The sequence below is a fragment of the Streptomyces sp. NPDC001373 genome, assembly GCF_042895815.1.
Lineage (GTDB): Bacteria > Actinomycetota > Actinomycetes > Streptomycetales > Streptomycetaceae > Streptomyces.
Window position 1 is genome coordinate 42,279 of the sequence record NZ_JBIAWQ010000015.1, and the last position, 13,378, is coordinate 55,656.

Annotated in this window: 13 protein-coding genes and 1 tRNA gene; 4 read left to right on the plus strand and 10 right to left on the minus strand. The window is 73.4% G+C overall.

Annotated features, from left to right (window positions below; translation table 11 throughout):
* Positions 1-852 precede the first annotated feature (852 nt).
* The 3 genes from ACFY15_RS27815 to ACFY15_RS27825 form a co-directional block, all read right to left on the minus strand.
* Positions 853-1,374, minus strand: coding sequence for a zinc-binding dehydrogenase (locus ACFY15_RS27815; protein WP_390690346.1), 522 nt, complete (start codon positions 1,372-1,374; stop codon positions 853-855).
* Between the two features lie 408 nt (positions 1,375-1,782).
* The gene (locus tag ACFY15_RS27820) at positions 1,783-1,983 is read right to left on the minus strand and encodes a hypothetical protein (RefSeq protein WP_390826277.1); all 201 of its coding nucleotides are present in this window, start codon (positions 1,981-1,983) and stop codon (positions 1,783-1,785) included.
* The gene (locus ACFY15_RS27825) at positions 1,980-3,533 is read right to left on the minus strand and encodes an FAD-dependent oxidoreductase (protein WP_390690347.1); all 1,554 of its coding nucleotides are present in this window, start codon (positions 3,531-3,533) and stop codon (positions 1,980-1,982) included. Before ACFY15_RS27825 ends, ACFY15_RS27820 begins: the two co-directional genes overlap by 4 nt.
* Positions 3,534-4,022: 489 nt before the next feature.
* Between ACFY15_RS27825 and ACFY15_RS27830 the strand changes: the two genes are divergently transcribed.
* A complete protein-coding gene (locus ACFY15_RS27830) occupies positions 4,023-4,436 on the plus strand; it encodes a hypothetical protein (protein ID WP_390690348.1) in 414 nt (137 codons plus the stop codon).
* Between the two features lie 98 nt (positions 4,437-4,534).
* A complete protein-coding gene (locus ACFY15_RS27835; RefSeq protein ID WP_390690349.1) occupies positions 4,535-6,070 on the plus strand; it encodes an FG-GAP-like repeat-containing protein in 1,536 nt (511 codons plus the stop codon).
* A 68-nt stretch (positions 6,071-6,138) separates the two neighbouring features.
* Here ACFY15_RS27835 and ACFY15_RS27840 read toward each other — a convergent pair whose 3' ends face one another.
* Together ACFY15_RS27840 and ACFY15_RS27845 are read right to left on the minus strand one after the other, a co-directional pair.
* On the minus strand, positions 6,139-6,315 hold the full coding sequence (locus tag ACFY15_RS27840) for a hypothetical protein (protein ID WP_390690350.1): 177 nt from the start codon (positions 6,313-6,315) through the stop codon (positions 6,139-6,141).
* Positions 6,316-6,575: 260 nt separating this feature from the next.
* Positions 6,576-6,666, minus strand: a tRNA-Ser gene (locus tag ACFY15_RS27845).
* 160 nt (positions 6,667-6,826) lie between these two features.
* On the opposite strand from ACFY15_RS27845, the gene ACFY15_RS27850 reads away from it, so the two are divergent.
* The gene (locus tag ACFY15_RS27850) at positions 6,827-7,444 is read left to right on the plus strand and encodes a TOPRIM nucleotidyl transferase/hydrolase domain-containing protein (protein ID WP_390690351.1); all 618 of its coding nucleotides are present in this window, start codon (positions 6,827-6,829) and stop codon (positions 7,442-7,444) included.
* On the opposite strand, the gene ACFY15_RS27855 is transcribed toward ACFY15_RS27850, so the two are convergent.
* Both ACFY15_RS27855 and ACFY15_RS27860 read right to left on the minus strand, forming a co-directional pair.
* The gene (locus ACFY15_RS27855; RefSeq protein WP_390690352.1) at positions 7,445-8,158 is read right to left on the minus strand and encodes a CE1759 family FMN reductase; all 714 of its coding nucleotides are present in this window, start codon (positions 8,156-8,158) and stop codon (positions 7,445-7,447) included.
* A complete protein-coding gene (locus ACFY15_RS27860; protein WP_390690353.1) occupies positions 8,155-9,282 on the minus strand; it encodes an LLM class flavin-dependent oxidoreductase in 1,128 nt (375 codons plus the stop codon). Before ACFY15_RS27860 ends, ACFY15_RS27855 begins: the two co-directional genes overlap by 4 nt.
* 136 nt (positions 9,283-9,418) lie before the next feature.
* On the opposite strand from ACFY15_RS27860, the gene ACFY15_RS27865 reads away from it, so the two are divergent.
* Positions 9,419-10,318: a polysaccharide deacetylase family protein gene (locus ACFY15_RS27865; protein WP_390826278.1), complete on the plus strand. Its 900-nt coding sequence runs from the start codon at positions 9,419-9,421 to the stop codon at positions 10,316-10,318.
* Here the strand turns inward: ACFY15_RS27865 and ACFY15_RS27870 are convergent.
* The 3 genes from ACFY15_RS27870 to ACFY15_RS27880 all read right to left on the minus strand — a co-directional run bounded on the left by ACFY15_RS27870 (position 10,312) and on the right by ACFY15_RS27880 (position 13,262).
* Entirely contained in the window at positions 10,312-11,007 is a 696-nt protein-coding gene (locus ACFY15_RS27870; RefSeq protein WP_390690355.1) for a hypothetical protein, read from the minus strand. The genes ACFY15_RS27865 and ACFY15_RS27870 overlap by 7 nt on opposite strands.
* A 107-nt stretch (positions 11,008-11,114) precedes the next feature.
* The gene (locus ACFY15_RS27875; RefSeq protein WP_390690356.1) at positions 11,115-11,591 is read right to left on the minus strand and encodes a carboxymuconolactone decarboxylase family protein; all 477 of its coding nucleotides are present in this window, start codon (positions 11,589-11,591) and stop codon (positions 11,115-11,117) included.
* A 162-nt stretch (positions 11,592-11,753) separates the two neighbouring features.
* Positions 11,754-13,262: an MFS transporter gene (locus tag ACFY15_RS27880; RefSeq protein WP_390690357.1), complete on the minus strand. Its 1,509-nt coding sequence runs from the start codon at positions 13,260-13,262 to the stop codon at positions 11,754-11,756.
* Positions 13,263-13,378: the final 116 nt, after the last annotated feature.

Sequence of the window (13,378 nt, forward strand, 5' to 3'; positions counted from 1 at the left end):
CCCACCCCCTAACCCCCCCAACACCCTCCCCCCCACCCCCCCCCCCCCGGGTTACCCTCTCCCCAACACCGCACAAGGGAGGCGGGGAGGGAAAGGGGCCCCCCCCGGCCCCCCACGACCGGGCCGGCTCGGTCCGCAGGGATGTTGAGACGCCGAGGCCGGGCGGGCCGTCGTAGCCGGTGTTGCCGGTGCACAGGTACGACGTCGCAGCTGCCGTTGGATGTTTTCCCCGTTGGTGGCCGCTTTCGTGTCAGGTAACGCGGTCACGTGCCCCGCGAGGACGCCGATCTCGCGTCGTCTGAGGGTTGTCAGATGAGAGTGCGGGGCCCACGTGCGACGAGCGGGCGGGCGTCGTCCTCGGGTGCCGCTTCGGCTCGTTGAACCGAACGTGATCCGTTGATTTCTGCTGGTCAGGCATGGTCTCCCTCGGAGTGAGGGAGACCATGCGGCGTCTTGTGTCCGCTTCATGACCGAGAGGTCGCGGTGGCGTCGGTGCTGGGAATGCGGAAGGAGCGGCGGAGGTGGCCCGGGTCGCCCGCGGGGGCCGGGCCGCGGTCGTCAATGGCGCCGCCGCAAAACCGACTTCCCCGCCCCGGTGGCCGGCACGGACGCGCACCCGACCCGGTCCGTGCCCGGGACGGACCTGGTGGGGCACGGCGAGGGGGAGCGGCGGCCCGGCGGGACGGTGAGTAGCGCGACGTCCCGGGCGTCGTAGAGGGGGATGGTGGCCCCCGTCGTGGTGCTTGTGGTCGACGTCCACGGAGGCGAGGCGCCCCAAGGGCCTCCGTCAGCGGTCCGCCGCCACCCCGGCACCGGTCGGGCCCGAGAGATCGCACCTGCCTGCCGAAGTCCTCAGTGACCAACGTGCAGGACGAGCTTGCCCTGGAGGTGGCCCAGTTCCGCGCGTACGTGCGCCCGCGCGGCCTCGTGAAGCGGGAAGACCGCTTCGACGGCCGGGCGTAGCCGGCCGGCGTCCGCCAGGCGGGCCAGCTCGGCCAGCTGCTCGCCGCTGGGGCGCACCTGCCAGACGCCGGCGGTGACGCCCTCCCGGGCCGCCCGCTCGGGGTCGTAGTCCCCGGGGAAGACCGCGCCGATGCGGCCGCCGCGCCGCAGGACGGGCAGAAGACGGTGCCCGTCCGGGCCGCCGACGCCGTCGACCAGCACGTCCACCTCCCGCACGGCCTCCTCCACGGGGGTGCGGGTGTAGTCCACGAACTGGTCGACGCCGAGGCTCTTGAGGAAGGCTTCGTGCCGCCCGGATGCCGCCCCGACGACCCTGCCCGCGCCGGCGACCCGGGCCAGCTGCACAGCAAGATGCCCCACTCCGCCCGCCGCGCCCACCTGCTCGCTCTGGTCCTGGACGGACTCGCCCACCCCGACGCACGAGGCCAGGACCTGACCGAGACAGTCGACTGCACCCCCTCCCCTTCGACCTGACCGCTCGTCCGATGAGACTTCGGTTTCCGGGGCCGCTTCCAGATCGGCCCCCGGCGCGGCACGGGCTGGACAGGCTGCTGGGCGCGCAGCGTGGGGCTTCGAGCACCGCCCGCCAGCCGGCCCGTCACCGCACCGGCGGTCTACCGGGCCGACCGAGTCGGCGTCACCGGCGGCCCGCGCGACTCCGGCCGCACCCGGTCGGCCGCCCGCGCTAGCGTTCGGTCCCGGCCGCCGCCAGCGTGCGCGCACACGCCGCCTACGCGTACGCGAGGCCCGGATTCACTCCTGCGGGGGTCGCGAAACGGGGCCGGCACCCATCGGGGCCGGCCCCGAAGGACCCGTTCGTCAGCGCGGGACGGACGGCGGCCGGCGGCCGCGGCCGGGCCCCAGGTTGACCGTCCGGTCGGCGCCGGCTTCCGCCGCCAGGCCCGGGCGGACGAGCACCGCGTCCAGGACGCCGCGGCTCCCCCGTGCCGAGGTGGTGGAGTGGCGTCTTGATGGCCCCTTGGGGTTCGTGCAGCGTGGGTGGCGGGTCGAGGTGTTCACGGCCGGCTGGAATCCGTGTGGAGGGGTGCGGGGTCGGGAGTGCCGAGCCAACGGGTGGCGGCCTGTTCGAACGCCTTGCGATCAGGGTGACGGTCGCCCGCCCAGGCGACTACGCCGTCGGGGCGCACCAGCACGGCGCCCGAGCCGAGGTCGTTGCTCGCGGTCCCGGCCGCGTACCGTATCCGGCCCTCCCAGCCGGCTGCCGACGCGTGCAGGCGGTGGTCGGTGCTGAAATCGAGCACGACGCCGCGTCCGTCCTCCATGAGGTCGCCGAGGCGGGTGCCGTCCTCAAGGCGGAAGTCGGGGGCGCTGCGGCCGACCAGCGGATGCTCGCTGCCGAGGTCGTACCGGATCCACGATCCCGACAGCTTCCCGAACACGTAGGTCGCTCCGTCACGGGTCCCGATGAGGTCGCGGACCACTGCCTGGATCGCCTGGGCGTACGGTTCCGGCCGCATGGTCGCCACCTGGGCGCGCGACCAGTCGAGCACCGCGGCCCCGATCGGGTGGCGCTCGTCGGTGTAGGTGTCGAGGAGACCGTCGGGCGCGTACCCGTGTACCGTCGCCGCGAGCTTCCACCCCAGGTTCACGGCGTCGCCGATGCCGGTGTTCACCCCCTGGCCGCCGAGGGGCGAGTGGATGTGGGCGGCGTCGCCCGCGAGCAGGACGCGTCCGCGCCGGTAGGCCGTCGTCTGCATCGCCCGATCGGTGAAGCTCGAGGTGACGCGGACCTCGCCGATCGTCACGTCGATGCCGGACACGCGGCGCAGAACCGCCTGGAGATGCTCGCGGGTCGGCGGCTGTGAACGGTCGAACGCACCGCCGTCGAAGTCCATCATGGCGATGTGGCCGTCGGCGGGCATCCGGAGGTACATGCCCGCCGGTGTCAGGTGGAACCCGGGGAGCAGCGTGTCGGGGTCGGCGAGCGTGGCTTGCATGGTGTATCCGGTGAACTGCGGTTCGGTACCGACGAACTCGAAGCCGACGAGCCTGCGCACCGTGCTGCGTCCGCCGTCGCAGCCGACCAGCCAGCGCGCCTCGTACGTGTCCGCGCCGGCTCGTGCGACCACGCCCTCCCCGTTCTGGGAGACGGCCGAGACCGTGACGCCGCGCCTGATGTCCACGCCGAGCTTGGACGCCCGCTCGGAGAGCACCGTCTCGACCGCTTCGAGGTCCGTCACCATGGCTTCGGGCGCCGGGCCGGGCAGCCGGAAGGGGAGGGCGGCGGCGTCGACCCGGTCCCCGTCGAGCATCATGCCGGCGAAGTGGCCGACGAAGCGGGGGCCTGCCGGCGCACCGGCTCCGGGGGCCGCGGCACCGAACACCTCCTGAACGCCCGACGCCGCCAGCAGCGGTTCCAGCAGGCCGCGCCGGTCGAACACCTCGGCCGACGCGGCGGACAGCCCGCGCCTGCCGAGCGGGGCCGACCGTAACGGGGAGCCGAGCTGCGGCTCCCGTTCGAGCACCAGCACGGAACAGCCCGCGAGGCCGAGCTCGCAGGCGAGGAGCAGACCCACCGGGCCGGCCCCCACGATCACCACGTCATGCACGAGAGATCCCCTTCCTCGGATTCCGTGCCGGGCGGGTACCCGGCCGGACTCCTCGAAGGGTGTCAGCGCCCGCCGACATCGCACCGACAGCGCTGACAGGCCACCGACGAGCGGCCAGGCGGCGGTGCCGCCGAAGGCGGGGAAGGCGTACGGGGGTTCGGGCCGCTGGTGCGACATGCGCGCCCGGCAGGGCGCCTCATTCGTGGGGCGATTAGATGGTTTTGAGTTACCTTCACATGATCATGATCATGTGATTTCCATCGTCGCTCCTTCCGCCACTGAAAGGCTCCCTTTCCGGTGTTCTCCCACGTGCGTCAACCTGTCATAGCCGCCATAGCGGTCACCTCGCTCTGCGCCGTCGGCGCTTACGCGGCCGCTGACGACGGGACGCGCACCTCGTCCGCGGCCGTTCCGGCCGCGCCTGTGAAGCCCCTGCCGTCGGCGTCCCCGACGGCGTCGGCGTCCGCGTCGGCTTCCGCCTCTCCGTCCGTGCCGGTCGCGCCGTCTCCTTCGGCCTCCGCCCCGGCCGGGGACCCCCCGTACCCGAACGCTGCCGCGATCCTGGCGAAGGACGGCATCAAGCTCCTGCGCGGGAACGGCGGCATCACGCTCGCCGAATGCGGAGGCAGCACCGCCCAGGTCCGTGTCTACACGTACGAGGACGCCGCCGTTAAGCGGAAGCCCATCTACTGCTTCAGTACGGCCGGGCAGACCGGACGGGTCGCCTTCGAGCTGGACCGCGTCTTCGCCCTCGACGCCGGCAAGCACGCCGTGAGCGCGAAGCTCACCTCGGGCGGCACCACCACGGCCCTCCAGGTCGGCAAGAACAGCTACGCGAACGTGACGGGGGACCCTCTGGCCGCCACGGGCCGGGTCGTCGTCGAGCTCAGCGTGACCGGCTGACCCTTCCGCACGGCCGTCCGGGTCCTCCGGTCCTCCCGCTTCCCGGCCGTGCGCCCAGCCCCGTCACGCAGCCACTCCGTACCGAAGGTCCCAGACCCGTGATCAAGCGCACCGCGCACCTCAGTCTTTCCCTGCTCGCAGGCACCGCCCTGCTGGCTCTCGGCATGACGCCGGCCGCCGCGGCCCCGCAGCCCTCGCCGCCGCTCGTCCGCATCATGCCGCTCGGCGACTCCATCACCCAGGGCGTCAACAGCTCCGGGGGCGCCGGGTACCGGCTGCCCCTGTGGAACCTCATATCGGGGCAGTCCCGTTACCTGCCCGACTTCGTCGGCAACACCTCCGGCGGCAACGTGGCGGACCCCGACCACGAGGGCCACAGCGGATGGACCATCGAGCAGGTCCGTGCGAACGTCGCCCAGTGGCAGTCCGCCGCCATCCCGGACGTGGTCCTGCTCCACCTGGGCATCAACGACCTGCGCAAGCCGGAGACCGACCCGGTCACCGCGGCGAACCAGCTGTCCGTGCTGATCGACTCCGTCCAGGCGCGCAAGCCGGGCGTCACCGTCATCGTCCAGGGTCTGCTGACCGACACCGTGGGCCAGGAGCAGCGGGCGGGCAGCTTCAACGCGGTCATCCGCGGCCAGGAGGCCTCCCGCAGGGCGGCCGGCCAGCACTTCCGCTACGTGGAACCGCCCAAGCTGGACGTGGCGACGGAACTGACCGACAACCTGCACCCCAACGACGCCGGCTACGTCAAGATGGCCCGTGTCTACGCCGATGCCCTCGAACAGGCCGTCACCGACGGCTGGACGCAGCACGCTCCCGCGCCGCGGGCCGGCAACGAGGCCGGCGGCGCCGGCCGCGTGCGCTGGGCCGACTGGGACGGCGACGGCCGCCCCGACCAGCTCCTCGTCGCCGACGGCGGCCAGGTCGACGTCAAGCTGAACCGCGGCGGCAACTCCCGCGGCGGCTGGCAGAGCATCGGCCGTGTCGCCGGCGGCCTCACGACCGACCGCACACGGGTCCGGTTCGCCGACTGGGACGGGGACGGCAAGGCCGACTACATCCTCGTCAACGCCAACGGCAGCCTCGTCGTCTACCTCAACCGCGGCGGTGACGTGGGCGGCGGCTGGGCGGGCGGCGGTCAGGTCGCCGCGGGCACCACGACCAACCAGGACCAGGTCCGCTTCGCCGACTTCGACGGTGACGGAAAGGCCGACTACATCACGATCTCCGACAGCGGCGCCGTCACCGTCTACGCCAACCGCGGCGGCGACACGGGCGGCGGCTGGCAGTTCCTGGGGCAGGTGGCCAGCGGTCTGACGAACGACCGGTCGCGGGTCCGGCTCGCGGACTGGGACGGCGACGGCCGGGCCGACTACACCCGCATCGCCGCCAGTGGCGCCGTCGACGTCTACCTGAACCGGGGCGGCGACCAGCACGGCGGCTGGGGATCCCTCGGACAGGCGGCGACCGGTCTGACCACGACGCAGAGCAAGGTGCAGTTCGTCGACTTCGACGGCGACAGCCACGCCGACTACGTCCTGTCGGGAACGGGTGACAGCGCGGTGGTGTACCTGTTCAACGGCGGCGACACGGGTGGCGGCTGGACCTCCCTCGGCACCGTCGTCTGACGCACCGCCGAGTGCGGCCGCGCACCGGGGCCGTCCTGCCGAGCGCGGGCCCGGTACGGCCGAAAAGGTCAGGGGCGGAAGGAGTCGGTCAGGTCGCCGGGTTCGGTCTTCAGGGCCTCGCGGTCGACCGTCAGCGGGACGAGGACGAACACCCCGCCCACCAGGAGGAGTCGGGCCACGATCACGGCGGAGACGAAGGCCTCCTTCGGTGCGACCGGTACGAACAGTGCGACGAGCGTCCACACCAGGGCGCGACCGGGAGCTCGAACGGTCCGAGGTCGAAGGCGCCCTTCTTGCGGCCCAGCCGCCCGGGCACCGCCAGGTTGAGGACGATCGTCCCAGTGTCCTTCCCCGGGCGCCGTGTTCCGGGGTCCGGCGGCCTACGCACGCGGGCGACCGCCCGAGTGGACGGCGAGCCGGGCCGTCGCCGGCGGGACCGGCCGGCCTCCGGCTCGGTGCGTCGGCCGCCTCCACGAGTGCGCCTGCCGGTCGCGGTCCGCCGGGGCGGAGAGGGCAGGATTCGAACCTGCGTGGATCCCCAAGGAACCCGAACGGCCAGTGGCCGGTCCCCGATCAACCGCTCCGGGCACCTCTCCCTCGTGACCGGGCCGGTCTCTTCACCCGGTCACGAGAACCAGCATGCGGCACTGGTGCTGACCGTGCGCTGACACGTCCTGCGGGCATCGCCCGGGCGCGCCCGGTGCGCTGGGGGAAATCCGGCTGACCGCCGTCACGCCGTGCAGCAGAATCGGCCCCATGACGGACATGGGGGGATTCCGGGACGCGGTCGGCGGATGGGCCGCGGGCGGGGGCGGGGCGGTGGCGCGGGAGTTGGCCGCCGGTGCGGGGGTGCGGGCCGTGGTGCTGGTGGAGGGGCCCAGTGATCTCGCCGCGCTGGAGACCCTCGCCGGGCGCCTCGGGCGGGCGCTGGCCGCGGAGGGGGTCTGCGTGCTCTCCATGGGCGGGGCGATGAACGTCGGGCGCTACGCCGAGCTGATGGGCCCGCCGGGGCTGGGGCTGCGGATCACCGGGCTGTGCGACGAGCAGGAGCGGCCCTTCTACGACCGTGCGCTGGACCGGGTCGGGGCGCCCGGGCAGGGGGTCTTCGTGTGCGTGAAGGACCTGGAGGAGGAGCTGATCCGGGCGCTGGGCGTGCCGAAGGTGGAGGAGATCGTGGAGGCCGAGGGCGACCTCGTGCCGTGGCGGACCTTCACGCGCCAGCCCGCACAGCGGGGCCGGAGCCCGCAGGACCGGATGCGGCGGTTCCTCGGGACGAAGAAGGGGAGGAAGATCCGCTACGGGCAGCTGCTGGCCGAGTCCCTCGACCCCGGCCGGGTGCCCGCTCCCCTGGACGCCCTGCTCGCCTGCCTGTAGTCAGGGCGTCCGGTCGGGTCCTGTCCGTGAGGACACCTCCTCATCCACCCGCAGGGCCGCCAGGCGCTGTTCGAAGGGGACGAGGGTGGCGGCGGCCGACGCGGGCAGGGACGTGATGGCGCCCGTGGGGGAACGGGGAGCGGCTGTCGCGGCGGTGGTTTCCACGTCCGGGGTGGCCGCGGCGGGGTGGGCGGGGGCCATGGAGCGGGCCAGTTCCCCGCCCGCGCGGGCGATGCGCCGGCCCAGGCCCTCTTCGCCCCAGTCCTCCGAGGCCGCGTAGACGGCGGTGGGGACGACGAGGGCGCGCAGGTGGGTGAAGAGGGGACGCAGGGCGTGTTCGGTGACCAGGGAGTGCCGGGCGGTGCCGCCGGTCGCGCCGAGGAGCACGGGGGTGCCGGTGAGGGCGTCCTTGTCGATGACGTCGAAGAAGGACTTGAACAGGCCGCTGTAGGAGCCGGCGAAGACCGGTGTCACGACGATCAGGCCGTCTGCGGACGCCACCGCGTCGAGGGCGGCGGCCAGGCGGGCGGACGGGAAGCCCGTGACGAAGTGCCGGGCGATCTCCGTGGCGAGGTCCCGCAGTTCGATCACCTCGGGTTCGGCGTGCCGGTGGGCGAGGGCCGGGTCGGTGAGGGTCGCGGCCGTCAGGCGGTCGGCGAGCAGACGGGTCGAGGAGGGAGAGCTCAGGCCCGCCGATACGACGACGAGTTTCATGCGCGTGCCTCCTGCGGGGGGTGCGGGGTGGTGGCGGCGTCGGTCCGGGCCGTCGCCGCGGCGACGCGGGCCGCGTGGGTGGGGGCGGCGTCCGGTACGCCGGCGGGGCGGAGGTTGGCGAACTCCTTGCGCAGGACCGGGACGACCTCCTCGCCGAGCAGGTCGATCTGTTCCAGGACGGTCTTCAGGGGCAGGCCCGCGTGGTCGATCAGGAAGAGCTGGCGCTGGTAGTCGCCGGCGTAGTCCCGGAAGGAGAGCGTGCGCTCGATGACCTGCTGCGGCGAGCCGACGGTGAGGGGCGTCTGGGAGGTGAACTCCTCCAGGGAGGGGCCGTGGCCGTAGACGGGTGCGTTGTCGAAGTACGGGCGGAACTCGCGGACGGCATCCTGGGAGTTCCCGCGCATGAAGACCTGGCCGCCGAGTCCGACGATGGCCTGCTCGGGGGTGCCGTGCCCGTAGTGGGCGTAGCGCTCGCGGTAGAGCTCGACCATCTGCCGGGTGTGGGAGGCGGGCCAGAAGATGTTGTTGTGGAAGAAGCCGTCTCCGTAGTACGCGGCCTGTTCGGCGATCTCCGGCGAGCGGATGGAGCCGTGCCAGACGAAGGGGGCGACGCCGTCGAGGGGGCGGGGGGTGGAGGTGAAGGACTGGAGCGGGGTGCGGAACTTGCCCTTCCAGGTGACCACGTCCTCGTCCCACAGGCGGCGCAGCAGCGCGTAGTTCTCGATGGCGAGGTCGATGCCGTCGCGGATGTCCTTGCCGAACCAGGGGTAGACCGGGCCGGTGTTGCCGCGGCCCGTCATGAGGTCGACGCGGCCGTCGGCGACGTGCTGGAGCATCGCGAAGTCCTCGGCGATCTTCACCGGGTCGTTGGTGGTGATCAGCGTCGTGGAGGTGGAGAGGATCAGGTTCTCGGTGCGCGCGGCGATGTAGCCGAGCATCGTCGTCGGCGAGGAGGGGACGAACGGCGGGTTGTGGTGCTCGCCGGTGGCGAAGACGTCGAGGCCGACCTCCTCGGCCTTCTGTGCGATGGCGAGCATGGCCTTGATGCGGTCGTGCTCGCCGGGCGCGCGTCCGGTCGTCGGGTCGGTGGTGACGTCGCCGACGGTGAAGATCCCGAACTGCATGGCTCCCCTTCCAAGATTGTTTATGTTTCAACTATATCCCGGGAACCGAGGGCGGACGCGGGGTATTCCCGCGCCCGGGCGTACGCGTCCGGCGGGCCGCGGGACCGGCGCCGGGGACGGCGGTAGGGTGCGGGCCGTGTCCGGGTATCAGCGTGATCTCGTCGGCTACGGGGCCGAACCGCCGCACGCGCGGTGGCCCGGCGGGGCCCGGGTCGCCGTGAGCCTCGTACTGAACTACGAGGAGGGCGCCGAGCGGAGCGTCCTGGAGGGGGACTCCGGCTCCGAGGGGTACCTGCACGAGATCGTGGGCGCGCCGCCCGTGGAGGGCGGACGGGACCTGAACGCCGAGTCGATGTTCGCCTACGGGGCGCGGGCCGGGTTCTGGCGGGTGCACCGGACGGTCGCGGCGCACGGGGTGCCGCTCACGGTCTTCGCGGCCGGCCGGGCCCTGGAGCGCAATCCCGGGGCGGCGCGGGCCATGGGGGCCGCCGGCTGGGAGGTGGCGGGCCACGGATGGCGGTGGATCGACCACCGGGACGTCCCCGAGGAGGCCGAGCGGGCCGACATCGCGCGGACGGTCGCGACGATCGAGCGGCTCGTGGGGCGCCGGCCGGTCGGGTGGTACACCGGGCGGACCAGCTCCCGCACGCGGCGGCTGGTCGGGGAGGAGGGCGGGTTCCTCTACGACTCCGACGATCTGCCGTTCTACACGGAGGCGGGCGGGCGGCAGCAGCTCGTGCTGCCGTACGCGCTCGACGCCAACGACTTCAAGTTCCTGATCGTGCACGGGTTCACGACCGCCGACGACATGCTCGCGTACCTCGTCGACACCTACGGCGCGCTGCACGCGGAGGGGGCCGAGCGGCCGCGGATGATGAGCGTCGGCCTGCACGGACGGATCATCGGGCGGCCCGGCCGCATCCGCGCGCTCGACGGGTTCCTGCGGCACGTCGCACAGCTCGGCGGCGGCTGGGTCGCCACGCGGGAGCAGATCGCCCGGCACTGGCTCTCCGTGCACCCGCCCGGGGGTCAGTAGGTCCGCAGGACCTGGTCCGGGACGGCGAACGCGGTGGCGCAGGCCGGGCAGGCCGCCCGGCCGAAGAGGTACGTCAGCCCCCGGGCGACGTCCTCGTGGCCCGCCCGCTTCGCCGCGGCGTGCAGGCGGGCGGGGAGCGGGTCGAGGGCGGGCGGGTCGGCGGGGAGGAGCGGCGCCGTCGCGGGGGCGGAGGCGAGGGGGTCGCCGTCCGCGCAGAAGGCGCCGTCGGGGCCGAAGGCGATGGTGAGGTCCGAGGAGCAGGCGGGACAGTCGATCTCGTACTCCTGCTCGAACAGGCCCTCGAGGCGGCTCGCGCTCCACTCCCGTTCGCCCTCGAAGGCCAGGACGCACTGGAGGAGGTAGACGAAGGCCGGGGCGTCGTTGACCGCGGCGTCCAGCAGGCGGCGGGCGACCGGAAGGAGGACGGCGAGCTCGGCGGCGTAGCGGGCGGTGCGCTCCTCGTCCGCCGCCGAGGCGATGAGGCCCGCCATCAGGACGGCGTCGAGCGGTGCGCCCGGGGCGCGGCCGGCGGCGATGGCCGCCAGGTGCGGGAGGGCGGGGAAGCTGTCGTCGTAGACGGTCCCCTGGTGGCACAGGTCGTCCCAGAGCTCGCTCCAGACCCGGCCGTCCTCCTCACCGCCGAGGCGGGCGAACGCGGCGGGCAGGTCTTCGGACGGGCGCACGGTCATGGAGGGGATTCTTCCGGATGACGGTCCGGCGGCGGGAAGGGGGGCCCGCGGCGGAGGCGGGGCCGGCGGTCGCGTCGTGCGGCGCCGCCCCCGCCTCCCGGATTCCGTCAGCCGAACTGGCCGGCCCGGTAGTCGCCGGCGGACGGACGCCGGGCGATGACGTTCAGCCGGTTGACCATGTTCATGAAGGAGATCAGCAGGGCGAGGGCGGTGAGCTGCTCCTCGTCGTAGTGCCGGGCGGCCTCCGCCCACGCCTCGTCGCTGACGCCCTCGGCGGCGTCCGCGATCCGGGTGCCCTCCTCCGCCAGCCGGAGCGCGGCGCGCTCGGGCTCGGTGAAGACCGTCGCCTCGCGCCAGGCGGCGACCAGGTGGGTCCGTACGGAGGTCTCGCCCGCGGCGGCGGCCTCCTTGGTGTGGATGTCGATGCAGACCGCGCAGCCGTTGAGCTGGCTCACGCGCAGCGCCACGAGCTCCTGCGTGGCGGCCGGCAGGGGCGATTCCTTGACGGCCCTGCCCGCCGCGGTGACGTGCTTGAGGGCCTTGCCGGCGGTGGCGCTGGTGAAGTAGTCGAGCCGTGCGTCCATGGTGTGCCGCTCCTTCGCGGTGGTCCGTTGGCGGATACGCCCTCTAGACGGAGCCGCGGTGCGTTCTGTGACAGGGGCGGGGTGTGACCTGCGTCTCGTCCGGGCGTGCGCGAAGGCCGGTGCCCCGGGGGGGCGCCGGCCTTCGCGGGCGGGCTGGGCGGGTCAGGCGGCGGGCCGGGGTTCGGGGGCGGGGGCGGGGGCGGGGGCGGCGGGGGCGGGCTTCTGGTCGCGCATGACCACGGCGGCCAGGAGGGCTGCGGCGAGGATGCCGGCCGCGCTGAGGGTGAAGGTGGTGGCCATCGCGGAGGTGAAGGCCTCGCGGGCGGCGCGGACCAGGCCGGGGTCGCCGTGGGCGGAGGCCAGGGCGCCGGCGAGGGAGTGCCTGGCCTCGGCGGGGGCTCCGGCCGGCATCCTCCCGGCGTAGCCGCTGGTGAGCAGGGAGCCGAGGATGGCGATGCCGAGGGCGGTGCCGGCCTGCTGGATGGTGTCGTTGAGGGCCGATCCGACGCCCGCCCGCTCCTCGGGGATGGTGCCCATCAGGGCGCCCACCGCGGCGGGCATGGCCAGGCCGGCGCCCAGGCCGAGGAGGCCGAGGGCAACCGCCGGGACGGTGAAGCCGGTGTCGGCGGAGACGGTGGTCAGCAGGGCGAACGAGGAGGCCATCACCAGCATGCCGGCCAGGACCAGGGGGCGGTTGCCGATCCGGGCGGCGAGGCCGGCGCCGGCGCCGTTGCCGATGAGAGCGGCGACGGCCAGCGGGACGAAGGCGAGGCCGGCCTTGAGGGGCGAGTAGCCGAGGACGAACTGCAGGTACTGGGTGAGGACCAGGAGCAGGCCGCCGTTGCCGATCTGGACGAGGGTCAGGGAGAGCGAGCCACCGCTGAAGTTGCGGTGCCGGAAGAGGGCGAGCGGGACCATCGGGGAGTCGGTGGTGCTCTCCCAGGCGACGAAGCCGACGAGGGCGGCCGCGGCGACGCCCAGGGTGAGGGCGGAGCGGCCGCCGAAGGCGCCGTGCTGCGGGATCTCGATGATCCACCAGACCAGGGCGGTCATTCCGGTGGCGGAGAGGACGGCGCCCAGCGGGTCGGGCTTCTGCCACGGGCCCTTGGACTCCGGCATCAGGGTCAGGGCGGCGACGACGGCGAGGACGACGACGGGCACGTTGATCAGGAAGATCGAGTGCCAGGAGAACCGGTCGATCAGGACGCCGCCGAGGACGGGGCTGCCGACCAGGCCGAGCATCGAGACGGAGCCCCAGGCGGCCATGGCCCGGGGGCGCTCCTCCTCGTCGAAGACGGTGATGAGGAGGGAGAGGGTGGAGGGCATGATCAGCGCCCCGCCGACGCCCATGGCGACGCGTACCGCGATCACTTCGGCGGGGTCGGCGGCGAAGGTCGCGGCGAGCGAGGCGGCGCCGAAGAGCACCAGGCCGATCAGCATGACCCGCCGGCGGCCGAAGCGGTCACCGAGGCTGCCGGAGGTGAGCAGGAGGCCGGCGAACACCAGGATGTAGGAGTCCAGGATCCACTGGGTTTCCTGGGCGCTCGCGCCGAGGTCCGCGGTCATGGACGGGACCGCGACGGTCAGGGCCATGGAGTCGACGACCAGGACCAGCGTGCTGAGGCACAGCACGACCAGGATCCACCAGCGGCGTGGGTTGCGGGTTTCCATGGGTGGTTCCCTTTCGGCTTCGTCGGCGGGCCGGCGCTCGGTGGTGCGTACGGCGTTGCTCGATGCGAACACTGTACGCGTGATGGAACGGCGTACGCAACGGCCTTCCGTCGTAC